Origin of the sequence: Streptomyces sp. NPDC101490, from assembly GCF_044767145.1 — a bacterium.
Lineage (GTDB): Bacteria > Actinomycetota > Actinomycetes > Streptomycetales > Streptomycetaceae > Streptomyces.
Genome location: NZ_JBIWNI010000002.1, coordinates 498011 through 523163, shown reverse-complemented (window position 1 = coordinate 523163; position 25153 = coordinate 498011). Strand labels below are relative to the sequence as shown.

Annotated in this window: 28 protein-coding genes and 4 tRNA genes; 24 read left to right on the top strand and 8 right to left on the bottom strand. The window is 72.0% G+C overall.

Annotated elements, in window-relative coordinates; translation table 11 throughout:
- The first annotated feature begins 76 nt into the window (after positions 1–76).
- From ACIRQY_RS06230 to ACIRQY_RS06165, 14 genes are all read left to right on the top strand, one after another.
- The gene (locus tag ACIRQY_RS06230; protein WP_351781121.1) at positions 77–478 is read left to right on the top strand and encodes an NADH-quinone oxidoreductase subunit A; all 402 of its coding nucleotides are present in this window, start codon (positions 77–79) and stop codon (positions 476–478) included.
- Positions 469–1056, top strand: coding sequence for an NADH-quinone oxidoreductase subunit B family protein (locus tag ACIRQY_RS06225; protein ID WP_351781122.1), 588 nt, complete (start codon positions 469–471; stop codon positions 1054–1056). Before ACIRQY_RS06230 ends, ACIRQY_RS06225 begins: the two co-directional genes overlap by 10 nt.
- Positions 1053–2396, top strand: a complete 1344-nt coding sequence (locus tag ACIRQY_RS06220) for an NADH-quinone oxidoreductase subunit C (RefSeq protein WP_403922632.1) — start codon at positions 1053–1055, stop codon at positions 2394–2396. The genes ACIRQY_RS06225 and ACIRQY_RS06220 overlap by 4 nt, the downstream gene beginning before the upstream one ends.
- Positions 2393–3361, top strand: coding sequence for a complex I subunit 1 family protein (locus tag ACIRQY_RS06215; RefSeq protein WP_351781126.1), 969 nt, complete (start codon positions 2393–2395; stop codon positions 3359–3361). The genes ACIRQY_RS06220 and ACIRQY_RS06215 overlap by 4 nt, the downstream gene beginning before the upstream one ends.
- Before the next feature lie 2 nt (positions 3362–3363).
- Positions 3364–3936 carry an NADH-quinone oxidoreductase subunit I gene (locus tag ACIRQY_RS06210; RefSeq protein ID WP_351781128.1) on the top strand — a complete coding sequence of 191 codons (573 nt, stop codon included), beginning with the start codon at positions 3364–3366 and terminating at the stop codon, positions 3934–3936.
- Positions 3936–4610: an NADH-quinone oxidoreductase subunit J gene (locus tag ACIRQY_RS06205; protein WP_403922840.1), complete on the top strand. Its 675-nt coding sequence runs from the start codon at positions 3936–3938 to the stop codon at positions 4608–4610. Before ACIRQY_RS06210 ends, ACIRQY_RS06205 begins: the two co-directional genes overlap by 1 nt.
- Positions 4610–4999 (top strand): NADH-quinone oxidoreductase subunit NuoK, encoded by a 390-nt coding sequence (gene nuoK, locus ACIRQY_RS06200; protein ID WP_351781132.1) that lies wholly within the window; start codon positions 4610–4612, stop codon positions 4997–4999. Before ACIRQY_RS06205 ends, nuoK begins: the two co-directional genes overlap by 1 nt.
- Positions 4996–6981 (top strand): NADH-quinone oxidoreductase subunit L, encoded by a 1986-nt coding sequence (locus tag ACIRQY_RS06195; protein ID WP_403922631.1) that lies wholly within the window; start codon positions 4996–4998, stop codon positions 6979–6981. The genes nuoK and ACIRQY_RS06195 overlap by 4 nt, the downstream gene beginning before the upstream one ends.
- 27 nt (positions 6982–7008) lie before the next feature.
- Positions 7009–8562 carry a NuoM family protein gene (locus ACIRQY_RS06190; RefSeq protein WP_403922839.1) on the top strand — a complete coding sequence of 518 codons (1554 nt, stop codon included), beginning with the start codon at positions 7009–7011 and terminating at the stop codon, positions 8560–8562.
- Positions 8559–10052, top strand: a complete 1494-nt coding sequence (locus ACIRQY_RS06185) for an NADH-quinone oxidoreductase subunit N (RefSeq protein WP_403922630.1) — start codon at positions 8559–8561, stop codon at positions 10050–10052. The genes ACIRQY_RS06190 and ACIRQY_RS06185 overlap by 4 nt, the downstream gene beginning before the upstream one ends.
- A gap of 53 nt (positions 10053–10105) precedes the next feature.
- Positions 10106–10561 (top strand): MscL family protein, encoded by a 456-nt coding sequence (locus ACIRQY_RS06180; RefSeq protein ID WP_403922629.1) that lies wholly within the window; start codon positions 10106–10108, stop codon positions 10559–10561.
- Between the two features lie 147 nt (positions 10562–10708).
- Entirely contained in the window at positions 10709–11572 is an 864-nt protein-coding gene (htpX, locus tag ACIRQY_RS06175) for a zinc metalloprotease HtpX (protein WP_351781140.1), read from the top strand.
- Positions 11569–11976, top strand: coding sequence for a YccF domain-containing protein (locus ACIRQY_RS06170; RefSeq protein ID WP_351781142.1), 408 nt, complete (start codon positions 11569–11571; stop codon positions 11974–11976). Before htpX ends, ACIRQY_RS06170 begins: the two co-directional genes overlap by 4 nt.
- Before the next feature lie 5 nt (positions 11977–11981).
- Positions 11982–13079 carry a hypothetical protein gene (locus ACIRQY_RS06165; protein ID WP_403922628.1) on the top strand — a complete coding sequence of 366 codons (1098 nt, stop codon included), beginning with the start codon at positions 11982–11984 and terminating at the stop codon, positions 13077–13079.
- Between the two features lie 276 nt (positions 13080–13355).
- Here the strand turns inward: ACIRQY_RS06165 and ACIRQY_RS06160 are convergent, their stop codons facing one another.
- The 4 genes from ACIRQY_RS06160 to ACIRQY_RS06145 all read right to left on the bottom strand — a co-directional run bounded on the left by ACIRQY_RS06160 (position 13356) and on the right by ACIRQY_RS06145 (position 15898).
- The gene (locus ACIRQY_RS06160) at positions 13356–13979 is read right to left on the bottom strand and encodes an alpha-ketoglutarate-dependent dioxygenase AlkB (RefSeq protein WP_351792947.1); all 624 of its coding nucleotides are present in this window, start codon (positions 13977–13979) and stop codon (positions 13356–13358) included.
- A complete protein-coding gene (locus ACIRQY_RS06155) occupies positions 13976–14473 on the bottom strand; it encodes a methylated-DNA--[protein]-cysteine S-methyltransferase (RefSeq protein WP_403922627.1) in 498 nt (165 codons plus the stop codon). Before ACIRQY_RS06155 ends, ACIRQY_RS06160 begins: the two co-directional genes overlap by 4 nt.
- A 118-nt stretch (positions 14474–14591) precedes the next feature.
- Positions 14592–15215, bottom strand: a complete 624-nt coding sequence (locus ACIRQY_RS06150) for a hypothetical protein (protein ID WP_403922626.1) — start codon at positions 15213–15215, stop codon at positions 14592–14594.
- Positions 15216–15406: 191 nt separating this feature from the next.
- Positions 15407–15898 carry a YajQ family cyclic di-GMP-binding protein gene (locus ACIRQY_RS06145; protein WP_351792955.1) on the bottom strand — a complete coding sequence of 164 codons (492 nt, stop codon included), beginning with the start codon at positions 15896–15898 and terminating at the stop codon, positions 15407–15409.
- A 173-nt stretch (positions 15899–16071) separates the two neighbouring features.
- On the opposite strand from ACIRQY_RS06145, the gene ACIRQY_RS06140 reads away from it, so the two are divergent.
- Positions 16072–16153, top strand: a tRNA-Tyr gene (locus tag ACIRQY_RS06140).
- A gap of 103 nt (positions 16154–16256) precedes the next feature.
- Here the strand turns inward: ACIRQY_RS06140 and ACIRQY_RS06135 are convergent.
- Together ACIRQY_RS06135 and ACIRQY_RS06130 are read right to left on the bottom strand one after the other, a co-directional pair.
- On the bottom strand, positions 16257–16913 hold the full coding sequence (locus ACIRQY_RS06135) for an SDR family oxidoreductase (RefSeq protein ID WP_403922625.1): 657 nt from the start codon (positions 16911–16913) through the stop codon (positions 16257–16259).
- Positions 16914–16915: 2 nt separating this feature from the next.
- On the bottom strand, positions 16916–18196 hold the full coding sequence (locus ACIRQY_RS06130) for an amidohydrolase family protein (protein WP_403922624.1): 1281 nt from the start codon (positions 18194–18196) through the stop codon (positions 16916–16918).
- Positions 18197–18413: 217 nt separating this feature from the next.
- Here ACIRQY_RS06130 and ACIRQY_RS06125 point away from each other — a divergent pair.
- The 6 genes from ACIRQY_RS06125 (at position 18414) to ACIRQY_RS06100 (ending at position 20985) form a co-directional block, all read left to right on the top strand.
- Positions 18414–18486 (top strand) — tRNA-Thr (locus ACIRQY_RS06125).
- Positions 18487–18530: 44 nt separating this feature from the next.
- A tRNA-Met gene (locus ACIRQY_RS06120) sits at positions 18531–18603 on the top strand.
- 89 nt (positions 18604–18692) lie between these two features.
- On the top strand, positions 18693–18857 hold the full coding sequence (gene rpmG / locus ACIRQY_RS06115) for a 50S ribosomal protein L33 (protein ID WP_006604855.1): 165 nt from the start codon (positions 18693–18695) through the stop codon (positions 18855–18857).
- An 81-nt stretch (positions 18858–18938) separates the two neighbouring features.
- Positions 18939–19391: a MaoC family dehydratase N-terminal domain-containing protein gene (locus tag ACIRQY_RS06110; RefSeq protein WP_351792963.1), complete on the top strand. Its 453-nt coding sequence runs from the start codon at positions 18939–18941 to the stop codon at positions 19389–19391.
- 2 nt (positions 19392–19393) lie between these two features.
- A complete protein-coding gene (locus tag ACIRQY_RS06105) occupies positions 19394–19822 on the top strand; it encodes a MaoC family dehydratase (RefSeq protein WP_403922623.1) in 429 nt (142 codons plus the stop codon).
- A gap of 107 nt (positions 19823–19929) precedes the next feature.
- Positions 19930–20985 carry a UDP-N-acetylmuramate dehydrogenase gene (locus tag ACIRQY_RS06100; protein WP_351792967.1) on the top strand — a complete coding sequence of 352 codons (1056 nt, stop codon included), beginning with the start codon at positions 19930–19932 and terminating at the stop codon, positions 20983–20985.
- Positions 20986–21097: 112 nt separating this feature from the next.
- On the opposite strand, the gene ACIRQY_RS06095 is transcribed toward ACIRQY_RS06100, so the two are convergent.
- Positions 21098–22120 (bottom strand): adenosine deaminase, encoded by a 1023-nt coding sequence (locus tag ACIRQY_RS06095; protein WP_351792970.1) that lies wholly within the window; start codon positions 22118–22120, stop codon positions 21098–21100.
- Between the two features lie 128 nt (positions 22121–22248).
- Positions 22249–23475: a pyridoxal phosphate-dependent aminotransferase gene (locus ACIRQY_RS06090; RefSeq protein ID WP_403922622.1), complete on the bottom strand. Its 1227-nt coding sequence runs from the start codon at positions 23473–23475 to the stop codon at positions 22249–22251.
- A gap of 206 nt (positions 23476–23681) precedes the next feature.
- Between ACIRQY_RS06090 and ACIRQY_RS06085 the strand changes: the two genes are divergently transcribed.
- The 3 genes from ACIRQY_RS06085 to nusG all read left to right on the top strand — a co-directional run bounded on the left by ACIRQY_RS06085 (position 23682) and on the right by nusG (position 25096).
- Positions 23682–23754, top strand: a tRNA-Trp gene (locus ACIRQY_RS06085).
- Positions 23755–23858: 104 nt separating this feature from the next.
- Positions 23859–24146 (top strand): preprotein translocase subunit SecE, encoded by a 288-nt coding sequence (gene secE / locus ACIRQY_RS06080; RefSeq protein WP_351792975.1) that lies wholly within the window; start codon positions 23859–23861, stop codon positions 24144–24146.
- Positions 24147–24190: 44 nt separating this feature from the next.
- Positions 24191–25096 (top strand): transcription termination/antitermination protein NusG, encoded by a 906-nt coding sequence (gene nusG / locus ACIRQY_RS06075; RefSeq protein WP_403922621.1) that lies wholly within the window; start codon positions 24191–24193, stop codon positions 25094–25096.
- The last annotated feature ends 57 nt before the right edge of the window (positions 25097–25153 follow it).

Below are 25153 nucleotides of genomic sequence, written 5' to 3'. Positions count from 1 at the left end.
CTTACGGGCCCTTTAGCAGGGCCTAGACTCGCGTCCGACAGAAGTGACTCCTGAGACACGAGACCGAGGGGCGGACGTGCGGGAACCGACCGTTGTCGCGGCCGACGCGGCGGACTACTTCCAGAGCTACTCCGTCGTCGGGCTGCTCGCCGTCCTCGGCGTGCTCTTCGTCGCCGTGGCGTTCGGCGCAGGCCGCCTGCTGCGGCCCGTCGTGCCGACGCCCGAGAAGCTCCTCACCTACGAGTGCGGCGTCGACCCGGTGGGGGAGGGCTGGGCCCACACCCAGGTCCGCTACTACGTGTACGCCTTCCTCTATGTGATCTTCGCCGTCGACTCGATCTTCCTGTTCCCCTGGGCGACGGTCTTCGCGGCGCCCGGCTACGGCGCCACGACCCTGGTCGAGATGTTCGTCTTCCTCGGCTTCCTGGCCGTGGGACTGCTCTACGCGTACAAGAAGGGCGTCCTGTCATGGATGTGACACCCGGATCCGGCGAGGGGCCCGTGCTCCTGCCCGCGCCGAAGCTGGGGCCGCTCGCCCGCCTCGCCCCCGAGCCGATGAAGGTGGTCCTCAACTGGGGCCGCCGCTACAGCCTCTGGGTCTTCAACTTCGGGCTCGCCTGCTGCGCCATCGAGTTCATCGCCGCGTCCATGGCCCGGCACGACTTCATCCGGCTCGGCGTGATCCCCTTCGCGCCCGGCCCGCGCCAGGCCGACCTCATGATCGTCTCCGGCACGGTGACCGACAAGATGGCACCGGCCGTGAAGCGCCTGTACGAGCAGATGCCCGAGCCGAAGTACGTCATCTCCTTCGGCGCCTGCTCCAACTGCGGCGGCCCGTACTGGGACTCGTACTCCGTCACCAAGGGCGTCGACCAGATCATCCCCGTCGACGTGTACGTGCCGGGCTGCCCGCCCCGCCCCGAGGCGCTCCTCCAGGGCATCCTCAAGCTCCAGGAGAAGATCGCCCGCGAGAACCTCGCCGAGCGGTACGCCACCGCCGCCACGGTCTCCCAGCTGACCAGCCCCCTGACGCCCCCGCCGGGAGGCACGGCATGACCGCCGCCGCGTACGACTCCCTGCCCGGCGCCGTCACGGAGCTCTTCGGCGGGACGGCGACGGCGGAGCACGCGTACGACCTGCTGACCGTCGACGTGCCCCCCGCGTCCTGGCTCACCGCCCTGGAGACGGCCCGCGACACCCTCGGCTGCGCCTACTTCGACTGGCTCAGCGCGGTCGACGAACCCGGCACCGGCTTCCGCGTCTGCGCGCACGTGGTCTCCCTCGGGGACGGCCGCCCGCGCCGCCTCCTCGTCCGTACGACCGTCCCGCACGAGGCCGCCGTCCTGCCCACGGCGCGGGGGATCTACGCGGGCGCGGACTGGCACGAGCGCGAGACCCACGAGATGTTCGGCGTGGACTTCACCGGCCATCCGCACCTGGTGCCGCTGCTCCTCCCCGAGAACTTCGAGGGCCACCCGCTGCGCAAGGACTTCGTTCTCGCGGCCCGGGTCGCCAAGGCGTGGCCCGGCGCGAAGGAGCCCGGCGAGTCCCACGACGGCGGCCCCAAGCGCCGCCAGATGCTCCCGCCGGGCGTCCCGGACCCCAACGAGTGGGGCCCCCTGAAGGGCCAGCTCCCCCCGGCCCCGGCCCGCCCGTCCCGCGCGGCCAGCGGCGACCGACCGCCCCGCCGCACCCGCACGACGACGGACGCCCCGACGAGCCCGCCCCCCACCTCACCGGCCGCCCCGGACACCCCGGCCGTCGCGTCGGCCCCGTCGGCCGCCTCGGCCGCCTCGGCCGCGGAAGCCCGTCCGCCGCGCCGCACCCGCTCGGCCTCGGACGGCTCGGCGAGCCAGTCGGCCCCGGCGCCGGACGCGCCCCCGGACGCGACACCGGCCGCGCCGCCCGCCACGGGCGCCCCGCCGCGCCGCTCGCGTTCGGCCTCGGACGGCTCGGCGAGCCAGACACCGCCCCGCCGTTCCCGTTCGGCGTCGGACGGGTCCGTGAGCCAGGCGCAGCCGCCGGAGACCGGCACGGAGCCGCAGGCCACTCCGCGCACCCGCAGCACGGACGCCCCCTGGCACCACGCCAGCCCGGCCTTCGACACCCCGGACGCGGCCGCGAGTCCGGAGCCGGGCCCGGAGCCAGCCCCGACCCCGGGCCCGGAGCCAGCCCCGGAGCCGGGCTCGGCCCCGGCCCCGACCGCCGAGGACGACCCCGCCCCCGGCCCCCAGCCCCGCCCGGCCGGAGGAGACCCGGCCCTGGCCGGAGGCGATTCCGCTCCCGCCGAAGGCGACTCCGCCCCCGCCGGAGGCGCCCCCGCCGAGGGCGACCCCGGCGATCCCCCCGCCCTCCCGTCCGATCCCACCCACCCCGCCGGAGGCGATCCCGCGTGAACGACGTACTCGACGTCGCCCTCCGGCTGCTCGTCGTCTTCGTCCTCTTCCTCGTGCTGCCGCTCGTCGTCGGGCAGACCGAGCACAAGGTCATGGCCCATATGCAGGGCCGCCTCGGGCCCATGTACGCCGGTGGTTTCCACGGCTGGGCCCAGCTCGTCGCCGACGGGGTGAAGTTCGCGCAGAAGGAGGACGTGGTCCCGGCCGCCGCCGACCGGCGGATCTTCCAGCTGGCCCCGGCCGTCGCCCTCCTCCCGTACCTGCTCGTCCTCCTCGCGATCCCGGTCGGTCCGGGCGAGGGCGCGGTCGGGCAGGTGATCGACGCGGGCATCTTCTTCGTCCTCGCCGTGATGGGCGTCGGCGTCCTCGGCAGCCTGATGGCCGGATGGGCGTCCGCGAACAAGTTCTCGCTGCTGGGCGGCCTCAGGACCGCCGCCCAGCTCCTCGCGTACGAGCTGCCGATGCTGCTCGCCGCCGCCTCCGTGGCGATGGCGGCGGGCACCGTCTCCCTCCCCGGCATCCTGAACGCCTTCGAGTGGTGGTGGCTGCCCTGGCAGATCGTCGGCGCCCTGGTGTTCTTCGTGGCGGGCCTCGCCGAACTCCAGCGGCCCCCGTTCGACATGCCGGTCGCCGACTCGGAGATCATCTTCGGCGCGTACACCGAGTACACCGGCCTGCGCTTCGCCCTGTTCCTGCTCGCCGAGTACGCGGGCATCGTCGTCCTGTGCGGCCTCACCACCGTCCTGTTCCTCGGCGGCTGGCACGGCCCGTTCGGCGGCGACGGCCTCGGCTGGGTCTGGACGCTCCTCAAGACCGCCGTCCTCGCGTTCGTCGTGATCTGGCTCCGGGTCAGCTACCCCCGGCTCCGCGAGGACCAGCTCCAGAAGCTCGCCTGGACGACCCTCGTCCCGCTCGCGCTCGCGCAGATCGCGCTCACCGGCATCGTGAAGGTGGCGATCCAGTAACCATGGCCCCCCCGATCCCCGGCTCCGGCCTCGCCAAGGGCCTCGCCGTCACGCTCCGCACGATGACGAGGAAGACCGTCACCGCCCGGTACCCGGACGTCCAGCCCGAACTGCCGCCCCGCACGCGCGGGGTCATCGGACTGTTCGAGGAGAACTGCACGGTCTGCATGCTCTGTGCCCGCGAGTGCCCCGACTGGTGCATCTACATCGACTCCCACAAGGAGACCGTCCCGGCCGCCGCCCCCGGTGGCCGCGAGCGCAGCCGGAACGTCCTCGACCGGTTCGCCATCGACTTCTCGCTCTGCATGTACTGCGGCATCTGCATCGAGGTCTGCCCGTTCGACGCGCTGTTCTGGTCGCCGGAGTTCGAGTACGCGGAGACCGACATCCACGAGCTGACGCACGAACGCGACAAGCTCCGCGAGTGGATGTGGACGGTCCCCGAACCGCCCGCGCTCGACCCGCGCGCGGAGGAACCGAAGGAGATCGCCGCGGCCCGCAAGGCGGCCGAGAAGGCAGCGGCGGCGGCCGAGAAGGCGGCCGCGGAGGCCGCGGCCCAGGAGGACCAGGCGTGATCCCGGCAGTCACCACGGCGGCGGCCACGGCCACCGCCGCACAACAGCAGACCCACGGCTTCCTCTCCCCGACGGGCGTCGAGATCGCCTTCGTCCTGGTCGGACTCGTCACCCTCGGCGCGGCCGTCGTCACGGTCACCACCCGGCAGCTCGTGCACGCCGCGCTCTGGCTGGTCGTGGCGCTCGGCGGCCTCGCCGTCGAGTACCTGCTCCTGACGGCCGAGTTCATCGCCTGGGTCCAGGTCCTGATCTACGTCGGCTCCGTCGTCGTCCTCCTCCTCTTCGGCCTCATGCTCACCAAGGCCCCCATCGGACGCTCCCCGGACGCCGACTCGGGCAACCGGCCGGTCGCCCTCGCGGTCGCCGTGACCGCCGCGGTCGCGCTCGTCTGGGTCGTCGTCGACGCGTTCCGCGCGACCTGGATCGACCTGGACGGACCCGTCCAGGGCTCCACCGAGGTGACCGGATCGATCCTCTTCCGGCACTGGGTCCTGCCGTTCGAGGCACTGTCCGTGCTCCTGCTCGCCGCCCTGGTCGGCTCCATCGTGCTCTCCCGGAAGGCCGGGAACAGGGCTGAGAAGAAGACCGGGAAGCCGGACGGCAAGACGGACGGCAAGACCGCAGGGAAGACGGACGAGAAGAAGGACGACGAGAAGAAGGACGGGGAGAACTGATGCACCTCGCCTACCCGGCGGTCCTCGCCGCCCTCCTCTTCTGCGTCGGCGTCTACGGCGTCCTCGCCCGCCGCAACGCGATCCTGGTCCTGATGTCCGTCGAGCTGATGCTCAACGCCGTCAACCTCAACCTGGTCGCCTTCGACGTCTGGCTCCGCGACGCCCTCCACGCCGGACAGGCCCTCACCCTCTTCACCATCGCCATCGCCGCCGCCGAGATCGGCATCGGCCTCGCGATCGTCCTGATGGTGTACCGCAACCGGGGCACCTCGGACATCGACCGGCTCCGCGACACGGCCGAGCACCCCGGCCCCGGCTCCCCGGACGACCCGCCCGGGACCCGTACCGACGAGACGCCCACCGGCGAGAAGGCCGAGGCCACCGCGTGACCACCACGACCCTGGCCGTCCTCGTCCCGCTCCTGCCGTTCCTCGGCGCCGCCGCCGGACTCCTCCTCGGCCGGAGGGCGCCCGGATTCGTCCGCCCGCTGGCCGTGCTGCCGACGCTCGCCGCCGCCGTCCTGGCCGTCCTCGTCGCCTTCCGGCAGGGCGGCGGGAAGGCGATCGACGCCGCCACCCAGCTGACCCCCACCGGCTCGGTCCCGATCGACCTGGCCCTCCACATCGACGGCTTCGCGGCCCTCGTCGCCGTCCTCGTCGGCGTGGTCGCCACCTGTGTGCAGATCTACTCGACCGGCTACCTCCGCGAGGACCCGCGCTACCCCTCGTACGCCGCGCTCGTCTCCCTCTTCACCGCCGCGATGCTGCTCGTCGTCTACTCCGGCGACCTGATGGTCCTCCTCGTCGGCTGGGAGGTCATGGGCATCTGCTCGTACTTCCTCGTCGGCCACTACTGGGAGACCCCCGAGGCGCGCGCCGCCTCCCTGAAGGCCTTCCTCGTCACCAAACTCGGTGACGTCCCCTTCCTCATCGGTCTCTTCGCGCTCGCCGCCGACGCGGGCACCTTCCGCATCACGGGCGTCCTCGGCGCCGTCGCGAGCGGCGGCCTCGACCACCCCACCCTGATCGCGCTGCTGCTGCTCGCCGGTGTCGCGGGCAAGTCGGCGCAGTTCCCGCTGCACACCTGGCTCCCCGACGCCATGGCAGGCCCCACCCCCGTCTCCGCGCTCATCCACGCGGCGACGATGGTCGCCGCCGGCATCTACTTCACCGCCCGGCTGCTGCCCGTCTTCGCCGCCTCCGCCGCCGCCATGACGGTGCTCGCGGTGATGGCCGCGATCACCATGGTCGGCTCGGCGCTCGCCGCCCTCGCCCAGGACGACATCAAACGCGTCCTGGCCTACTCGACGATCGGCCAGCTCGGCTACATGGCCGGTGCCCTCGCCGTCGGCGACCGGGGCGCCGCCGTCTTCCACCTCCTCTCGCACGCCGCTTTCAAGGCGCTCCTCTTCCTCGCCGCGGGCACCGTCATCCACGCCGCCGGGACGAACTCGCTGACCGCGATGTCCCGGGTGAGCGGCCTCGCCAAACGCGTCCCCGACGCGTACTGGACGATGACCGTCGCCCTCCTCGCGCTCGCCGCGATCCCGCCGTTCGCGGGCTTCTTCTCCAAGGAGGCCGTCCTGGTGGCCGCCGAGCACACCGCGCTCGGCGAGCGGACCGTGGCCCCCGCCGGGGCGGGCTGGACCGTCCTCGTCGCCGGGCTCCTGACCGCCTTCCTCACCGCCGCCTACGCGCTCCGCCTCTGGCTGCGGACCTTCCGGGGCAGGGGCCCGGCCGTCCCGGACCACGGCCGCCAGCCGATCGCCATGACCGCCGTCCTGTGGGTCCTCGCGATCCCCTCCCTCGGCTTCGGCCTCACCGCCGCCTACCTGGACGACTGGTTCGACGGGAACGCCCTCACCCCGACGCTCACCACCGCCGTCCTCGGCACCGGGCTCGCCGTCGGCGGAGCGGCCGTCACCTACGCGCTCTGGCGCACCCTCGCCGCCAGGACCCCGGCCGCCGCCCCCGCCCCGCACGTCGACCTGGACCGCCCGGACACCGACGCCGGTCTCGTCGAGGCCGAGGCGCTAAGGCTGCCGCACCCCGCCGAGGACCCGGCCGATCCCGGCCGCGCCCTCCTGGGGCCGCTGCACGGCCCGGCCGCCGACGGCTTCCACCTGGACGCCGTCTACCGGACCCTCTTCGTCCGGCCCGTCCTCGCCGCCGCCTCCCTGGTCCGCTTCCTGGACCGCGAGGTCGTCGACACCTATGTGAGCGGGGCCGCTGGCTCCGCCAAGCTGCTCGGCGGGCTCGTCCGCCGCGCCCAGACCGGCAACACGCAGACCTATCTCAGCGCCCTGCTCGCCGGCTCCGTCGTCCTGGCGATCGTCGCCGTCGCCCTCGCCAACGCCGTCGCCGGAGCGTGAGCCGTGCTCGACATCCCCGCATCCGTGATGCAGTTCCTCCTCGTGGCGATCGTCGCCGGGCCGCTCGTCGGCGCCGCCGCCGCCTTCCTCCCCGCCCCGCCGGGGCTGAAGGGGAAGTCGCCCGAACAGGCCGTCCTCCGGCACGGCGTCACCGTCACCGGCGCGGTCCTCCTCGCCGCGATCGTCCTCGTCCTCGGCTTCGACCACGACCAGCCGTCGAGGATGCAGGCCACCACGGACATCAGCTGGATCAGGGCGCTCGACGTGCGCGTCCACCTCGGTGTCGACGGCATCTCCCTCCCCCTCCTGGTCCTGACCGCGCTCCTGGCCTTCCTCTGCGCGCTGTACAGCTACTACAAGATGCCCGAGGGCCCGTCCCCCAAGGCCTTCGTCGCCCTGCTCCTCGTCCTGGATTCCGGCACCCTCGCCACCTTCGCCGTCCTCGACCTCGTCCTGTTCTTCCTGGCCTTCGAGACGGTCCTCGTCCCGATGTACTTCCTCATCGCCCGCTGGGGCGGCGGGGCCCGGCGGGCCGCCGCCTGGAAGTTCATCCTCTACACGCTGCTCGGCTCGGTCGTCATGCTGCTCGGCCTGCTCCTCATCGGCGTGAAGGCGGGCACCTTCGACATGGTGGCACTGGCCGCCGACAACGGCCGGGGGCTGACCGCGTCGGTGCAGGTCGTCGCCGTCCTGGCGATCGCGCTCGGGCTCGCCGTGAAGACCCCGATGTGGCCGCTGCACAGCTGGCTCCCGGACGCCCACACCGCCGCCCCCACGGTCGGCTCGGTGCTCCTCGCCGGAGTGCTGCTCAAGATGGGCACCTACGGCTTCGTCCGGATCGTGCTGCCGATCGCCCCCGACGGGATGCGGACCTTCGCCCCGTACCTCGCGGCCTTCGCCGTCGTCGGGATCGTCTACGGTTCGCTCGCCTGCCTCGCCCTGGTCCGGCCCGGCAACAAGGGCGACCTCAAGCGGCTCGTCGCGTACTCCTCCGTCGGCCACATGGGCTTCGTCCTCCTCGGCATCGCCACCATGACCCCCACCGGCGTCAACGGCGCCCTCTTCGCCAACATCGCCCACGGCCTCGTCACCGGCCTGCTGTTCTTCCTGGTCGGCGCGGTCAAGGACCGGTACGGCACCGCCGACCTCGACACCCTCGCCGGGGCCACCGGCGCCGCCCTCTACGGCCGGGCCCCCCGCCTCGGCGCGCTCCTCGCGTTCGCCGCCGTCGCCTCCCTCGGCCTGCCGGGGCTCGCCGGGTTCTGGGGCGAGATGCTGGCCCTGTTCGGCGCCTTCGACCCGGCCGAGGGCCTCAGCCGCCCCGCGTTCCTCACCTTCATGGCGATCGGCGCGTTCGGCACCCTCCTCACCGCCGCCTATCTGCTCCTCGTCGTCCGCCGGGTCTGCATGGGCGGCCCCCGGCCCGAGGGGGAGCCGCGGATCGCGGACGTCCAGGGGTACGAGTTCGCCGCCTGGACCCCGCTCGTCGCCCTCACCGTCCTCGCCGGACTCTGGCCCGCGGTCCTCCTCGGCCTCACCGACCCGGCCGTCCAGAAGCTCCTCGCCGGAGGCACCCAGTGACCCCGTCGCTCGTCCAGTCCGTCGACTGGCTCACGATCGCGCCCCCGACCCTGACGGCCGTGACCGCCCTCGTGGTCCTCGTCGCGGACCTGTTCGTCCCCGAGGGCCGCAAGGCCGTCCTCGGCTGGGCGGCGACCGGCGGTCTGGCCGTCTCCCTCGCCCTCCTGGTGCCGCTGCGGGCCGGTGACCGCTCGACGTTCTGCCTGACGGCCGACACCCAGGTCAGGGCGTGCAGCTACACCGCCGACCACTTCACCCTGGTCATCCAGCTCCTGGTCCTCGGCGGGGCGCTCGTCACCGCGCTCCTCTCGTTCACCGAGACCCGCGAGAGGCTCCCGGCGGGCGAGTTCTGGTTCCTGCTCCTCGCCTCGGCCGCCGGAGCCGCCCTGCTGCCCGCCTCCCGCGACCTGGCGACCCTCGTCGTCGCCCTCGAAGTCGCCTCGCTGCCCGCGTTCGCGCTCGTCGGCCTCAAGCGCGGCGACCGCAGGTCCGGCGAGGCGGCGCTCAAGTTCTTCCTGTCGTCGGTCACCGCGACCGCCGTCACCCTGCTCGGCGTGAGCTTCGTCTACGCGGCGACCGGCACCCTCCACCTCACCGAGCTGGCCCACCGCCTCGACGACGTGCCCCCTCAGCTCCAGACCCTCGTCGGGACGGGCGTGGCCCTCACCCTGGTCGGCTTCGCCTTCAAGACGGCCGCCGTCCCCTTCCACTTCTGGGTCCCCGACACCTACGTCGGCGCCCCGCTGCCGGTGGCCGCCTACCTCTCGGTGGTCGGCAAGGCCGTCGGCTTCACCGGACTCATCCTGGTGACGGTCGTCGCCTTCCCCTCGTACGCGGACGTGTGGGGGCCCGCGCTCGCCGTCCTGGCCGCGCTCACCATGACCGCGGGCAACGTCGCCGCCCTGCGCCAGTCGTCCACGCGCGCGTGGAGCGCGGTACGGCTCCTCGCCTGGTCGTCCGTCGCCCAGGCGGGCTACCTCCTGGTGCCGATCGCCGCCGCCGCGTACTCGGGCGACGACCAGATCGGCGCCACCGTCGCGTACGCCCTGATGTACGCCGTCGTGAACCTCGGCGCGTTCGCGGTGGTCGCGCTGGTCGCCCGCCGCCACCCGGAGAACCGCCTCGCCGACCACCGGGGCCTGTTCGCGACGGCCCCCGCCGCCGCCCTCGCGCTGGCCTTCTTCCTGCTGAACCTGGCCGGTCTGCCCCCGGGTATCATCGGCCTCTTCGCCAAGGTGACCGTCTTCTCGGCGGCCGTCGACGCGGGCCTCGGCTGGCTGGCCGTGGTCATGGCCCTGAACGTCGTGATCGCGCTGTACTACTACCTCCGCTGGACCGCGCTGCTGTTCCGCGCTCCCGAGGGCGGGGCCGTTCCCCACCGGGCCCCCGTACCGGTCACCGCGGCGATCGCGCTGACCGTCGCCGCCGGAGTCGTCCTGTCGGGTTATCCGCAGTTCGCCCTCCGCTTCGCCGCGAACAGCCTGTTCTGACCCCCAGAACTGTTCCGTCCCCCCCACAGGAAAAAACCGAGGAGCTTCACCCCGTGCTGAACGGATTCAAGGACTTCATCCTTCGCGGGAACGTCATCTCCATGGCCATCGGCCTGGCCGTCGGAACCGCGTTCACGGCCGTCGTCACCGGCTTCAGCAAGGCGTTCATCACCCCGCTCATCGGTCTCGCCACCGGCTCCGTCGGCAACTTCAACGACGCCCAGTTCCACGTCGGCAAAACCGTCTTCCCCTACGGTCTGGCGATCTCCGCCGCCATCGCCTTCGTGATCACCGCCGCCGTCCTCTACTTCCTGATCGTCGCCCCGCTGGCGAAGGTCCAGGACAGGTTCGCCAAGGCGGAGGCCGACGACCCCAAGGCCCAGAAGCGCGACTGCCCCCGCTGCTTCACCGAGATCCCGGCCATCGCCACCCGCTGCGCCCACTGCACCAGCGAGGTCGAGCCCGTCGCCGCACCGCTGGACCACACCAAGGTCCCCGCGGCCCGCTGATCACCCGAACGGCTCACACCGCTCCCCGGTGCGGCCGGGGGAACCGCAGCTTCCCGCCTGGCGTTGACCAGTACGGAAGGGTCCACTGGACGAGTGGACGACCACGAAGCAAAGGGTTCCCCTGCCGCACCACTTGGAGGGCGTACCGTGCACCGCCGGCACAACGGGCTGAGGACCGCCGTACTCCTCGGAGGGCTCTCCGCCCTCATCATCGTCATCGGCAGCTTCTTCGGGCGTACGGGACTGATCGTCGCGCTCGTCGTGGCGCTCGGCACCAACGCGTACGCGTACTGGAACAGCGACAAGCTGGCGCTCCGGGCCATGCGGGCCCGCCCGGTCAGCGAATTCGAGGCCCCCGCCCTCTACCGGATGGTGCGGGAGCTCTCCACCCAGGCCCGTCAGCCGATGCCACGGCTGTACATCTCGCCGACCCAGGCGCCGAACGCCTTCGCGACCGGCCGCAACCCGCGCAACGCCGCCGTCTGCTGCACCGAGGGCATCCTCGCGATCCTGGACGAGCGCGAACTGCGCGGGGTCATCGGCCATGAGCTGAGCCACGTCTACAACCGGGACATCCTCATCTCCTCGGTCGCCGGAGCACTCGCCTCGGTGATCATGTTCCTGGTGAACTTCGCCTGGCTGATCCCCATCGGCCGCTCCAACGACGACGACGGACCGGGACTGCTCGGGATGCTCCTGATCATGATCCTGGGCCCGATCGCCGCCTCGGTGATCCAGCTCGCCATCTCCCGCTCCCGCGAGTACGAGGCCGACGCCTCCGGCGCCCAGCTCACCGGCGACCCGCTCGCCCTGGCCAGCGCCCTGCGCAAGCTGGAAGCGGGCACCAAGCAGCTGCCGCTGCCCCCCGAGCCCCGGATCGAGACCGCGAGCCACATGATGATCGCGAACCCGTTCCGCCCCGGTCAGGGACTCTCCAAGATGTTCTCCACCCATCCGCCGATGGCCGAGCGCATCGCCCGGCTAGAGAAGATGGCAGGTCACCGCCCGTGAAGACGATCCTGAACGTCATATGGCTGGTCCTCTGCGGATTCTGGATGTTCCTCGGCTACATGCTGGCGGGCGTCCTGCTCTGCATCACGATCATCGGCATCCCCTTCGGTCTCGCCGCCTTCCGCATCGGCCTCTACGCCCTGTGGCCCTTCGGCCAGACCGTCGTGGACCGCCGTGACGCCGGAGCCCCCTCCTGCGTCGGCAACGTCCTCTGGCTGATCCTGGCGGGCTGGTGGCTCGCCCTCGGCCACATCACCACCGGCATCGCCCTCTGCCTCACGATCATTGGCATCCCGCTGGGCATCGCGAACTTCAAGATGATCCCGGTCTCGCTGCTGCCCCTCGGCAAGGAGATCGTCCCCAGCGACCAGGCGTATCCGGCGTACGGCCAACAGGGCCGCTGAGCCCGGTGCACCACCCCCGGTACGCGCTCCTCTCCGGCCGTCACGCGCTCGCGCTCTGCGAGGACGTCGACGGGCTGTACGGCGAGCCCGCCCCGCCGCCCCGCGCCGTCCACGAGATCCGCGGCTGCGAACCCCGGGGCGAACTCGCCCGAGCCGTCACCGAGGCGGTCGTCGAGGGCACCGCCCCGCTCGGCACCCTGCTGGTGCGCACCCACGACGGCCTCGTCTGGCGCTTCGAGGACTGCCGGGTCCTCGGCGCCCGCGGCGACGTCGTCACCGTCGAGTCCACGGGCGGCCCCCGCCGCTCGTACGGGAGCCCCACGGGGGACACGGGGGACACCGGGCACACCGGGGCAGCCGGGGCCGACACCGAGGCCGCCGGGGCCGACACCGAGGACCCCGTCGTCCCCTGCGGCAACATCGTTCCCGTCAGCCCCTCGCCTCGGGAGACCCGCACCCACACCGAGGTCACCTTCCTCGGCTGCTCCCCGCGCGGCGGCCTGCGGGACGCCCTCGCGGCCGGAGCCGAGGAGTACGGGGCCGTCCGCTACCAGGTCCTCGACCACCTCGGCGGCAGCCACCACGAGGCCGAGGCGGGCCGCGTCACCGGCTGGGACACCTCCGTCCGCCGCCGCGGCCTGACGGACCTCACCGTCGCCTTCCCGTGCGCGGGCCTGATACCGCACCCGACCCGGGAGGTGTGGGAGCTGTGGCACCGCGACCGGCCCGCCGAGCCCGGCACCTGGCGCCGCTTCACCGGCGCCGCCCGCGCCGAGTGGCTCCGCCAGGCGGTCCGCCGCTCGTACGACGTCCCCGAGATCGAGCCCGGCGCCACGTACCACCTCGACGGCACCGAAGCCGTCGACGAGGACGCCCTGCGCTGCGCCCTCGGCGAGGCCGTCCACGGCCCCGGCCGCACCCTCGGCGCCGGGACGCCCCGGGCCCTCGGCCTGCTCCTCGCGGACACCACCCTCGTCTGGCACCGCTCCGACGTGTCCCGCGCCTGCCTGGGCGTCCAGCCGTGGAACGGCCCCCGCCCGGCGACCTTCCAGGAGTACGCCGACGGCCTCAGGGCGGCGGGAGTCCGGCTCGTCCTCGAATGACAGTCGTCCGCGAAAGCGAACGAGAGCAAATACGGAGAGGCCGGGCCCCGGCTCCCGCGAGGCGCGGAAACGGACAGGGTGAGCCCCCGCACGTGTTCCGGAACACCAGTACGACGAGAAGACAGTGCGACCAGAAAGGCATCACACGGGTCTCTCCACCCGATCGTGATCGAGACGGCCACGCACGGAGCGGAGGCTCGTCCCCTTCACCCCGAACGCCTCCAGGGGTGAAGCAACCCCTTTGCGACCGCGCACAGAAGGGCGTCCGGGGAAGCCCTAGAGCCCGGTCTCCCGCAGAGTGATGTTGAGCCGGCCGGCCAGCCCGAGCGCCGGGTCGGCCGTCCCCGACAGGACCTTGGGCACCCCGTGATGGACCCACCGGGAGGGCCCGCCGAAGACGAACAGGTCCCCGGACGCCAGCTCGACGTCCCGGTACGGCCGCCCCCGGCCCTCCTCGTTCCCCAGCCGGAACACACACCGGTCCCCGAGGCTCAGCGACACCACCGGCGCACCCGAACGCTCCTCCCGGTCCTGGTGCATCCCCATCCGCGCCCCCGGCGCGTAGAAGTTCACCAGCGCGGTGTCCGGCGTGAAACCCCCGTCGTCGCCGTACGCCTCCGCGACCGCCTCCCGGCCCAGCGCCACGAGCGCGCCGGGCACCGGCACGGCGACCGCGTCGAGATAGCGGTACGGCACCCAGCGACGGCCCAGGCACAGCGAACGCACCGACATCACACCCCCGCCGGGCAGCTCGGTCCGCCGGTAGGGCACCGGCCCCCGCCCCCACTCCCGGCAGGCCTCCACCAGCTCCCGCTGGCGCGCGAACGACAGCCACCCGGGTACGTGCACCGCACCCGGCGCCACCGTGGCCCGCTCGCGCGGGAAAAGCCCCTCGGTCACCCCAGGGCCCCCTCCAGGCCCAGCAGCCGCTCCTTGCGGTCGAGCCCGGCGGCGTATCCGCGCAGGCTCCCGTCGGCCCCGACCACCCGGTGGCAGGGCCGCACCACGAGCAGCGGATTGCGCCCGATCGCGGTCCCCACGGCCCGCACCCCGGCGCCGGGCGAGCCGACCCGCCGGGCGATCTCCCCGTACGAGACGGTCGTGCCGTAGGGGATCTCCTCCAGGGCCGCCCAGACGCGCCGCTGGAACAGGGTCCCCGCGTCCTCGGCGAACGGCAGGTCGAACCGGTCGCGGCGCCCGTCGAAGTACTCGCCCAGCTGACCGGCGGCCTCCGCGAAGGCCCCGGGCGCGGCCGTCCACCCGTCCTCGACCGCGACGCCGCCCTTCTGCCCCGGCAGGGACAGCGAGCGCAGCACGACGGGGCCCTGCCCCGAGGGCTCCCCGACGAGCAGCATCTCGCCCAGGGGGCCGTCGACGTACGCGTACACGGTCATGGCTGGTTCCTCTCCCGCACCGGTCTTCCTCCTCCAGTGTGCGGGGCCCGCCCGCCCCGGAGCTGGCGGAAATCGGACACGGGCCTGGACGCTCCGGCGGAGGTCCTCCCGCACCGGATCACACCCCGGCCGCCCCACCGCCCGGAGCGGCGGGCGCGCAGGCCGCGATCCGGTCCGCGAGCCCCGCGTAGTCCGTGGGTTCCCCGCAGAGCCGCCGCACCGAGGCCAGCCCCATACCGGCCTGACCGGTCGCCTCGACGGCCGCCCGGGAAGCGACGTGGAAGTGCCACTGGCCGATGTCGAGCGGGTCGTACGCGGAGTGGTCACGCGCGATGTGCAGGGCGAAGACGTACACGTCGGCGTTGTACGACTGCTCCGCCGCGCTGCCGCCCTCGGGGGTCCAGACGCGCCCCCGCAGCCGGGAGAAACGGATGTCCGACAGCCGGGCCTGCCGCCACGCCTGGAGGTAGGCGCTCGTCTTCACCTCGATCCTGAGGCCGTCCGGAGCCAGGACGTCGAAGCTCTCCCACTCGGTGTTCCGCCGCACCGCGCCCACCGCCCGGTGCACCAGGAACTCCGCGAGCAGCCCCCGGGTGGTGTTGCTCCGCAGGTCCGGCAGCGCGTAGCGCCAGAAGTCCAGCACCGTCCCCGCGTCCGCGCCCCGGAAGGGCTCGTCACCCCGGTACGGCGCCGGTTCGGCGGGAGTGAGCCAGGTGTCGTCCGAGGCGGGGCCGAAGGTCATGCGGTCAGCCTGCCACCCGCCGCGCGACCGGACGGCCCCGCCGTGACCGGCCGCACCGCCGACGCCACCGCCGCAGGCCGTTTCCGAGGGCGGGCGGCCCAAGGGCACGGCACGCACGTCTCCCGTGCCTGCCGTGCCCTCGACCCGCGCTCCTGCCCGGAGCGCCGACGTCCCCGCGGACCGCGACGGTCTCAGCGGTAGTTCACGAACTGGATCGCGAAGTCGAAGTCCTTGCCCTTGAGCAGCGCCTGAACGGCCTGCAGGTCGTCCCGGCTCTTCGAGCTGACGCGCAGCTCGTCACCCTGCACCTGCGCCTTGACGCCCTTGGGGCCCTCGTCCCGGACGACCTTCGCGACCTTCTTGGCGTTCTCCTGGGAGATGCCCTCCTGGACGGAGGCGAAGAGCTTGTACTCCTTGCCGGACAGCTGGGGGTCACCCTCGACGTCCAGCGACTTGAGGGAGATCCCGCGCTTGATCAGCTTGGACTGGAAGATGTCGAGGATCGCCAGGACGCGCTCCTCGCCGCTCGCCTGCATGAGGATCTTCTCGCCCGACCAGGAGATCGAGGCGTTGGTGCCCTTGAAGTCGTAGCGCTGCGAGATCTCCTTCACGGCCTGATTGAGGGCGTTGTCGACCTCCTGCCGCTCGACCTTGGACACGATGTCGAAACTGGAGTCGGCCATGACTCGTGGCTCCTTGCTCGGATGCTGTGGGGTACAGCCCAAAGCCTAGGGGGTGAGCCGGGGCCGGAACCGCTGATCAATCCGGTGGCGGAGCACCCCGGGGGATCAGGTATCGTTTACGTCGTTGCCACAGAACAACGCAGCAAAGCGGAGTTCCACGGCAGCGATCTCATGGCGATGTGCCCGAGTGGCCAATGGGAGCGGACTGTAAATCCGTCGGCTTAGCCTACCCAGGTTCGAATCCTGGCGTCGCCACGTGAAGAAGGTCCCCGGTGTTCGCACCGGGGACCTTCACTCGTTTCCGGGGGGCCTTCCCGCCGGTGCCTTCAGGGGGCCGGTTCAGTCACGGGGCCCGGTTTCAGTTGCCCGCCACGTCCTTCACCGCGACCGACAGCGGCGTCGGGCCCGCGATCAGCTCCAGGGTCAGACCCGCCGTCGCGGGGGTGTCCAGGAGTTCGGCGACCGTCGCCGCCACATCGTCCCGGGGGACCGGACCCCGGCCCGTCGTGGCGCCCAGCCGGACCGTGCCCTTCCCCGCGTCGTCCGTCAGCGCCCCCGGCCGCAGGATCGTCCAGTCCAGCGCCGGACGCGACCTGACCTCGTCGTCCGCCGCCCCCTTCGCCCGCAGGTACGCGTCGAAGACCTCGTCCCCCGGATGCCCCGCGTCCGCCCCCATCGACGAGACCACGACGAACCGCCGCACCCCCGCCCGCTCCGCCGCGTCGGCGAACAGCACGGCCGCCGCCCGGTCCACCGTGTCCTTGCGGTCCGCCCCGCTGCCCGGCCCCGCGCCCGCCGCGAAGACCGCCGCGTCCGCGCCCCGCAGGACCTCCGCGACCTCCTCGACCGACGCCGACTCCAGGTCCAGCACCACGGGCTCCGCACCCGCCTCCCGCAGGTCCCCCGCCTGTTCCGGTCTGCGGACGATCCCCACGGGCTCGTGCCCGGCGGCCGAGAGCAGCCTCTCCAGACGCAGGGCGATCCGTCCGTGTCCTCCAGCGATGACGATGCGCATACTCACGACCGTACGACGGGACCGGCCGGAGGGCTCCCCGGCTCCGGCGGACGCTCCGGCCGCGCCTGCCTCGGCAGGTCGAGCGCCGCCGCCGAGTCGCAGTACTCCCGCACCGCGCTCGTCCGCGCCACCACCCGCCCCCGGTGCACCACGATCCGGCTGTACGCCAGCGACAGCACCGCCGAGAGGCGCCCGCCCCGCACAGCCACCAGCTCCGCCGGGAAACCGGCCTCCACCCGCACCTCCGGCAGCCCCATCACCGCCCGCGCCTCCGTGCTCACCGCCCCGTACGCCTCCTCCGCCCGCAGCCCCCCGAGCGAGGCCAGCAGATACGCCGCCTCCAGCGGATCGCCCCGCCCCACCGGGTTCGCCACGTCCCGCAGCGCCCCGCTGCCCGCCGCGACCCGCACCCCCGCCGCCCGCAGCAGCCGCACCGGGGCCACCCCGCGCCGCTCGGTGTTCCCGCAGCCGCCCTGCGGCAGGCACACCACCGCCACCCCCGCCGCCGCGAGCCCGTCGGCCGCCCGCCGCGCCACCTCCAGCGGCAGCCGTCCGAGCCCCGCGCCCGGCCCGATCGTCACCCCGGGCCGCAGCCCCCCGGCCATCGCCGCGAGCCGTGTGAGGCGCGCCGGGTCGCCGCCGTCCGTGTGCAGGTCCACCGGGACACCGTGCTCGGCGGCCACGTCGAGGACCGCCTCCACGTACCCGGAGGGGTCGGGGTCGAGGTCCGGGCAGCCGCCGACCACGCCCGCGCCCATCTTCACCGCGTCCCGCAGCATCGCCAGGCCGTCCGCGCCCGCCACCCCGGTGAGCAGCCGGGGCACGGCCACGGCGGTCAGGTCCACGAGCCCGCGCAGCGAGCGCCGGGCCTGGAGCACCGCCTTGAGCGGCCCGAGCCCCTGCACGTCCCCGGTCCGCACGTGCGCGCGCAGCGCGGTCGCGCCGTGGCCGAGCTGGAGCAGCGCCGCCTCGGTGGCCCGCCGCTGCACCTCGTCGGGGGCGTACGAGACGGGGCCGGGGGAGTCGGCGGAGAGCGCGGTGTCGGCGTGGGCGTGCGGTTCGGCGGCGGCGGGCAGCAGCAGATAGCCGGTGAGGTCGACCCTGGCTCCGACGGCGGTGAGGCTCCCGGCGGTGCCGACGGCCTCGATGCGGCCGCCGGCCATGCGGACGTCGACGGTCCGTCCGTCGGTCAGCCGGGCGTGGGAGAGCAGGAGCGAGGTCGTGTCGGCGGTGGCGGCACCGTCCTCGGGCGGCGGCTGGGGCTGCTTGCTGTCGGCTGACATCGGGCTCCTCAAGGCTCCTCAAGATCAAGATCACGCAGCGTGGGCCCGAGCCTAGGGGCGCCCGGACCGAGCTTCGAGGAGGAACGCAATAGTCGTACCGATGAGGCCACGAGTGGCGTACGAGACACCTGAGGACGCCCTGGTGGGGACCCCCGTGGGGGTACCGGGAAACGGATTTGGGTGATGGGCGGGGGACCGTGTAATGTCTTCCTCGCTCGCCCCAATAGCTCAGTCGGTAGAGCGTCTCCATGGTAAGGAGAAGGTCTACGGTTCGATTCCGTATTGGGGCTCTGGTGAGAGGGATTCCGTCTTCGGGCGGGATCCGGATCATCAAAGCGGTGTAGCTCAGTCGGTAGAGCAAGCGGCTCATAATCGCTGTGTCACCGGTTCAAGTCCGGTCACCGCTACACACGGTAGCCGATTGCGGGGTCGGTCCTTCGATCGGCTACCCTTTTATGCGTTCATCCGTCCCACCGTCCGTCCAAGGAGCACTCACGTGGCTGCCACCGACGTCCGCCCGAAGATCACGCTGGCCTGCGTGGAGTGCAAGGAGCGGAACTACATCACCAAGAAGAACCGGCGTAACGACCCGGACCGACTGGAGATGAAGAAGCACTGCCCTCGCTGCAACTCTCACACGGCGCACCGCGAGACGCGCTAACCAGGCTCGTACACGAGGCCGTCCCCACCAGGGGGCGGCCTCGTGTCGTTTGTCGGCAACAGATCCAGGAGGTACGAGCCCATGGCGCTCGACCAGTCCTTCGTGGGCCGGACCTATCCGCCCACCGCGCCCTACGAGGTCGGCCGCGAGAAGATCCGCGAGTTCGCCGAGGCGATCGGCGACGCGAATCCCGCGTACACCGACACCGAGGCGGCCAAGGCGCTCGGGCACCCCGACGTGATCGCCCCGCCCACCTTCGTGTTCGCCATCACGTTCAAGGCGGCCGGCGCGGTCGTCGAGGACCCGCAGCTCGGCCTGGACTACAGCCGCGTCGTGCACGGCGACCAGAAGTTCGCCTACACCCGGCCCGTCCGCGCCGGAGACCGGCTCTCGGTCACCTCCACCATCGAGGCGATCAAGTCCCTCGCGGGCAACGACATCGTGGACATCCGCGGTGACGTCCACGACGCCTCCGGCGAACACGTCGTGACCGCCTGGACCAAGCTCGTGTCCCGCGCACCCGAGGGGGCCTGACCATGACCGCGAAGATCGCCTACGACGAGGTCGAGGTCGGCACCGAGCTGCCCGCGGGCAGCTTCCCCGTGACACGCGCCACGCTCGTCCAGTACGCCGGGGCCTCCGGCGACTTCAACCCCATCCACTGGAACGAGAAGTTCGCGGTGGAGGTCGGCCTCCCCGACGTCATCGCCCACGGCATGTTCACCATGGCCGAGGCGATCCGGGTCGTCACCGACTGGGCCGGTGACCCCGCCGCCGTCGTCGAGTACGGCGTCCGCTTCACCAAGCCGGTCGTCGTCCCGAACGACGGCACCGGCGCCGTGATCGAGGTCACGGCCAAGGTCGCGGCCAAGCTGGACGACCGCCGGGTCCGCGTCGACCTCACCGCGACCTGCGCCGGCCAGAAGGTCCTGGGGATGAGCCGGGCCGTGGTCCAGCTGGGCTGAGGCCATGATCATCCGCGAGGGCCACCTACTGATCCAGTAGGTGGCCCTTCGGGTTTCCATCCGTGGACGGAACGTTCCGTCCACGGATGGAACGTAACCTTGGCCCCGTGCAGCTCCTCAACGACGCCCCCCTCGCCCCCCTGACCACCTTCCGGCTCGGCGGGCCCGCCGCCCGGCTCGTCACGGCCACCACGGACGACGAGGTGGTCGCGGCCGTCCGCGAGGCCGACGCCGCCGGGACACCGCTGCTGGTCGTCGGCGGCGGCTCCAACCTCGTCATCAGCGACAAGGGCTTCGACGGCACCGTCCTGCACATCGCCACCAAGGGCTTCAGCATCGACGGCACCACGCTTGAGGTGGCGGCCGGAGAAGTCTGGTCCGACGTCGTCGACCGAGCCGTCGAGGCCGGACTCGCCGGAATCGAGTGCCTGGCCGGCATCCCCGGCTCAGCCGGTGCCACCCCGATCCAGAACGTCGGCGCCTACGGCCAGGACGTCGCCGAGACCATCACCGAGGTCGTCGTCTACGACACCCAGGACCACCAGACGCTCACGCTCACGAACGAGCAGTGCTCCTTCTCGTACCGCCACAGCATCTTCAAGCAGCTCCCAGGCGAGTACATCGTCCTCCGCGTCCGCTTCCAGCTCGAGGACGCCGCTGGATTGTCGGCACCCATCGCCTACTCCCAGACCGCTCACGCTCTGGACGCTCAGATGGGTGACCGTGTCCCGCTCGCCCACGCACGGGACACGGTCCTGGCACTGCGCGCGAGCAAAGGCATGGTTCTCGACCCGGACGATCACGACACCTGGTCTGCCGGCTCCTTCTTCACCAACCCGATTCTCACCAACGACGAGTTCGACGCCTTCCGGGCCCGCGTGGCAGAGCGCCTCGGCCCCGACATCCAGGCTCCCGCCTTCCCCGTCGGCACCTCCTTCACCAAGACCTCCGCCGCCTGGCTGATCGACCGGGCCGGATTCACCAAGGGGTACGGCACCGGGCCCGCCCGGATCTCCACCAAGCACACGCTCGCGCTCACCAACCGGGGCACGGCGACCACCGAGGACCTGCTCGTGCTCGCCCGTGAGGTCGTCGCCGGGGTCAGGGACGCCTTCGGGATCACCCTGGTCAACGAGCCCGTCACCGTGGGCGTCAGCCTCTAGGGCGGGTCTTGAAAGCCCCGACCGCCTGGCGGCGCCTGGCACGCCTGCCCTCCGGGCAGAGGGCGCTCCTCACGGGACCCGCCCCAGAGCACGCGGGCCGGGCCCCCGGGGATCAGGCCGCGATCCAGTCGTCGATCCCCGCGAGCAGCTTCGTCCGTACGTCCTCGGGGGCCGCCGAGCCCCGCACCGACTGCCGGGCCAGCTCCGCCAGCTCCTCGTCGGTGAAACCGTGGTGCCGCCGGGCGATCTCGTACTGCGCCGCGAGCCGCGCACCGAAGAGCAGCGGGTCGTCCGCGCCCAGCGCCATCGGCACCCCCGCCTCGAAGAGCGTCCGCAGGGGCACGTCCTCGTGCTTCTCGTACACCCCGAGCGCCACGTTCGACGACGGACAGACCTCGCAGGTCACCCCCCGCTCCGCGAGCCTCCGCAACAGCCTGGGGTCCTCCGCGGACCGCACCCCGTGACCGATCCGGGCCGCCCGCAGGTCGTCCAGGCAGTCCCGTACCGACGCCGGTCCCGTCAGCTCCCCGCCGTGCGGCGCCGCGAGCAGCCCGCCGTCCCTCGCGATGGCGAAGGCCCGGTCGAAGTCCCGCGCCAGGCCCCGCCGCTCGTCGTTGGAGAGCCCGAAGCCGACCACGCCCCGGTCCGCGAACCGCACCGCGAGCCGCGCGAGCGTCCGCGCCTCCAGGGGGTGCTTCATCCGGTTCGCCGCCACCAGGACCCGCATCCCCAGGCCCGTCTCCCGCGAGGCCGCGTCGACCGCGTCGAGGATGACCTCCAGGGCCGGGATGAGCCCGCCGAGATGAGGGGCGTACGAGGTCGGGTCGACCTGGATCTCCAGCCACCCCGAGCCGTCCCTGACGTCCTCCTGGGCCGCCTCGCGCACCAGCCGCTGGATGTCCTCGGGGGAGCGCAGACAGGAGCGGGCGATGTCGTAGAGGCGCTGGAAGCGGAACCAGCCCCGTTCGTCGGTCGCCCGCAGCTTCGGAGGCGTACCGCTCCTGAGCGCCTCGGGGAGGCTCACCCCGTACTTGTCGGCCAGTTCGAGCAGGGTCGAGGGCCGCATCGAACCGGTGAAGTGCAGGTGCAGATGGGCCTTGGGCAGGGTGCTGAGATCGCGGTAGACATGCTCCATCGGCCGATCCTGCCGCACCCGAACGGACGAGAACACCCCGTTTCCCCGATCGGGACCTCGCTAGAACGCAAAAACGGGCCCCGGTTCCGAAGAACCAGGGCCCGTCGGAGCCGTTCGGCGGACCCGACTCAGTCGGTCGCCTCGGCCAGCAGCTTCTGCAGCCGGGACACGCCCTCCACCAGGTCCTCGTCGCCCAGCGCGTACGACAGGCGCAGATAGCCGGGGGTGCCGAAGGCTTCGCCCGGGACGACCGCGACCTCGGCCTCGTCCAGGATCAGGGCCGCCAGCTCGACCGAGGTCTGCGGACGCTTGCCGCGGATCTCCTTGCCGAGCAGTGCCTTCACCGAGGGGTACGCGTAGAACGCGCCCTCCGGCGTCGGGCAGTACACGCCCTCGATGTCGTTCAGCATCCGCACGATCGTCTGACGGCGCCGGTCGAAGGCGGCCCGCATCTCCGCGACGGCGTCCAGGTTCCCCGAGACGGCGGCGAGCGCGGCGACCTGCGCGACGTTGCTCACGTTGGAGGTGGCGTGCGACTGCAGGTTCGCCGCGGCCTTCACGACATCCTTCGGGCCCACGATCCACCCGACGCGCCAGCCGGTCATCGCGTACGTCTTCGCCACACCGTTGACCACGATGCACTTGTCGCGCAGCTCGGGGACGATCGCCGGGAGCGAGGTGAACTTCGCGTCGCCGTAGACCAGGTGCTCGTAGATCTCGTCGGTGAGGACCCACAGACCGTGCTCGACGGCCCAGCGGCCGATCGCCTCGGCGTCCGCCTCGCTGTAGACCGCGCCGGTCGGGTTCGACGGCGACACGAACAGGACCACCTTGGTCCGCTCCGTGCGGGCCGCCTCCAGCTGCTCCACCGAGACGCGGTAGCCGGTGGTCTCGTCGGCCACGACCTCGACCGGCACACCGCCCGCGAGCCGGATCGACTCCGGGTACGTCGTCCAGTACGGCGCCGGGACGATGACCTCGTCGCCCGGGTCGAGGATCGCCGCGAACGCCTCGTAGATCGCCTGCTTGCCGCCGTTGGTCACCAGGACCTGGGAGGCGTCGACCTCGTAGCCGGAGTCGCGCAGCGTCTTGGCGGCGATGGCGGCCTTCAGCTCGGGCAGCCCGCCCGCCGGCGTGTAGCGGTGGTACTTCGGGTTCTTGCAGGCCTCGACGGCCGCGTCGACGATGTAGTCCGGGGTCGGGAAGTCGGGCTCACCGGCGCCGAAGCCGATCACCGGGCGCCCGGCGGCCTTGAGGGCCTTGGCCTTGGCGTCGACGGCGAGGGTGGCGGACTCGGAGATCGCACCGATGCGGGCGGAGACCCGACGCTCGGTGGGAGGGGTAGCAGCGCTCATACGGCCCATGGTCCCAGACCGGCTCAGGCCCCGGCACACAGGTTTCACGGACCGGACAGGACCGGGCATTACCGGTCGTACGCGCGCCCCGCGGCAGGTCCGTCGTGGTTCCTGTTCGACGCGGGGCCCTCCGAGCACGTATGCTCACTGCTCGTTGGCCCGGACCGATCACATCTCACGATGCGGTAGGTTGGGGACACCAACAAAGGGTCGTAGCTCAATTGGTAGAGCACCGGTCTCCAAAACCGGCGGTTGGGGGTTCAAGTCCCTCCGGCCCTGCTACACACACCGCCAGGTGTTGTGCGCATGTACGTACTTCATTGCACCGTCGTGCGGCTCCACTCCGGGCGCGGCACGGCCGACCCGGAATCAGGTGAGAGATCGTGACGGACGCCGTAGGCTCCATCGACATGCCTGATGCCGATGACGAGAACGCCGAGTCGACGAAGAAGTCCCGCAAGGGCGGCAAGCGCGGCAAGAAGGGCCCCCTGGGCCGTCTCGCGCTCTTCTACCGACAGATCGTCGCGGAACTCCGCAAGGTCGTCTGGCCCACGCGCAGCCAGCTGTCGACGTACACGACCGTGGTGATCATCTTCGTCGTCATCATGATTGGCCTTGTCACCGTGATTGACTATGGCTTCCAGGAAGCAGTCAAGTACATCTTCGGCTGACTTCTTGTTCCACCCCATCTGTATCGCAGGAAGAAGCAGCCACCGTGTCTGACGCGAACCTGAACGACGCCTCCGAGTCCGCGCCCGTCGAGGACGAGCTGGACATCGTCGAGGCCGCCGAGGAGGACCAGGCGGACGCTGCGGACGACATCGCAGGCGAGGACGCCGAGGACGCCGCTCTCCCCGTCGAGGACGAGGACGAGCAGGACACCGACGAGGACGTCGAGGTCGCCGAGGGCGACGAGGACGAGACCGTCGAGGCTGAGGACGCCGAAGAAGAGGCCGTCGACTCCGAGGAAGAGACCGAGGAGGAGGCCGAGGCCGCCGCTCCGGTCGACCCGGTCGCCGCGCTCCGCGAGGAGCTGCGCACCCTGCCCGGCGAGTGGTACGTCATCCACACCTACGCGGGCTACGAGAAGCGCGTGAAGGCCAACCTGGAGCAGCGCGCCGTCTCGCTCAACGTCGAGGACTTCATCTACCAGGCCGAGGTGCCCGAGGAAGAGATCGTCCAGATCAAGGGCGGCGAGCGGAAGAACGTCAAGCAGAACAAGCTCCCCGGCTACGTCCTCGTCCGCATGGACCTGACGAACGAGTCGTGGGGCGTCGTCCGCAACACCCCCGGTGTCACCGGCTTCGTGGGCAACGCGTACGACCCGTACCCGCTGACCCTGGACGAGATCGTCAAGATGCTCGCCCCGGAGGCCGAGGAGAAGGCCGCCCGCGAGGCGGCCGAGGCCGAGGGCAAGCCGGCTCCGGCCCGCAAGCTCCAGGTGCAGGTCCTGGACTTCGAGGTCGGCGACTCGGTCACCGTCACCGACGGCCCCTTCGCCACCCTCCAGGCGACCATCAACGAGATCAACCCCGACTCGAAGAAGGTCAAGGGCCTGGTCGAGATCTTCGGTCGCGAGACCCCGGTCGAGCTCAGCTTCGACCAGATCCAGAAGAACTGATCCACACAAGTTTCCGACCAGGTCAGAGCAGCTCTCGCAGCCGCTCTGACCTGCTCG

Excerpts from the sequence above, each read along its gene's own strand:
- ACIRQY_RS06225 (WP_351781122.1), top strand. The coding sequence starts at position 469 with ATGGATGTGACACCCGGATCCGGCGAGGGGCCCGTGCTCCTGCCCGCG.
- ACIRQY_RS06220 (WP_403922632.1), top strand. The coding sequence starts at position 1,053 with ATGACCGCCGCCGCGTACGACTCCCTGCCCGGCGCCGTCACGGAGCTC.
- ACIRQY_RS06210 (WP_351781128.1), top strand. The coding sequence starts at position 3,364 with ATGGCCCCCCCGATCCCCGGCTCCGGCCTCGCCAAGGGCCTCGCCGTC.
- nuoK (WP_351781132.1), top strand. The coding sequence starts at position 4,610 with ATGCACCTCGCCTACCCGGCGGTCCTCGCCGCCCTCCTCTTCTGCGTC.
- ACIRQY_RS06190 (WP_403922839.1), top strand. The coding sequence starts at position 7,009 with ATGCAGTTCCTCCTCGTGGCGATCGTCGCCGGGCCGCTCGTCGGCGCC.
- ACIRQY_RS06155 (WP_403922627.1), bottom strand. The coding sequence starts at position 14,473 with ATGACCGTGTACGCGTACGTCGACGGCCCCCTGGGCGAGATGCTGCTC.
- ACIRQY_RS06150 (WP_403922626.1), bottom strand. The coding sequence starts at position 15,215 with ATGACCTTCGGCCCCGCCTCGGACGACACCTGGCTCACTCCCGCCGAA.
- ACIRQY_RS06145 (WP_351792955.1), bottom strand. The coding sequence starts at position 15,898 with ATGGCCGACTCCAGTTTCGACATCGTGTCCAAGGTCGAGCGGCAGGAG.
- ACIRQY_RS06135 (WP_403922625.1), bottom strand. The coding sequence starts at position 16,913 with ATGCGCATCGTCATCGCTGGAGGACACGGACGGATCGCCCTGCGTCTG.
- ACIRQY_RS06130 (WP_403922624.1), bottom strand. The coding sequence starts at position 18,196 with ATGTCAGCCGACAGCAAGCAGCCCCAGCCGCCGCCCGAGGACGGTGCC.
- ACIRQY_RS06110 (WP_351792963.1), top strand. The coding sequence starts at position 18,939 with ATGGCGCTCGACCAGTCCTTCGTGGGCCGGACCTATCCGCCCACCGCG.
- ACIRQY_RS06105 (WP_403922623.1), top strand. The coding sequence starts at position 19,394 with ATGACCGCGAAGATCGCCTACGACGAGGTCGAGGTCGGCACCGAGCTG.
- ACIRQY_RS06095 (WP_351792970.1), bottom strand. The coding sequence starts at position 22,120 with ATGGAGCATGTCTACCGCGATCTCAGCACCCTGCCCAAGGCCCATCTG.
- ACIRQY_RS06090 (WP_403922622.1), bottom strand. The coding sequence starts at position 23,475 with ATGAGCGCTGCTACCCCTCCCACCGAGCGTCGGGTCTCCGCCCGCATC.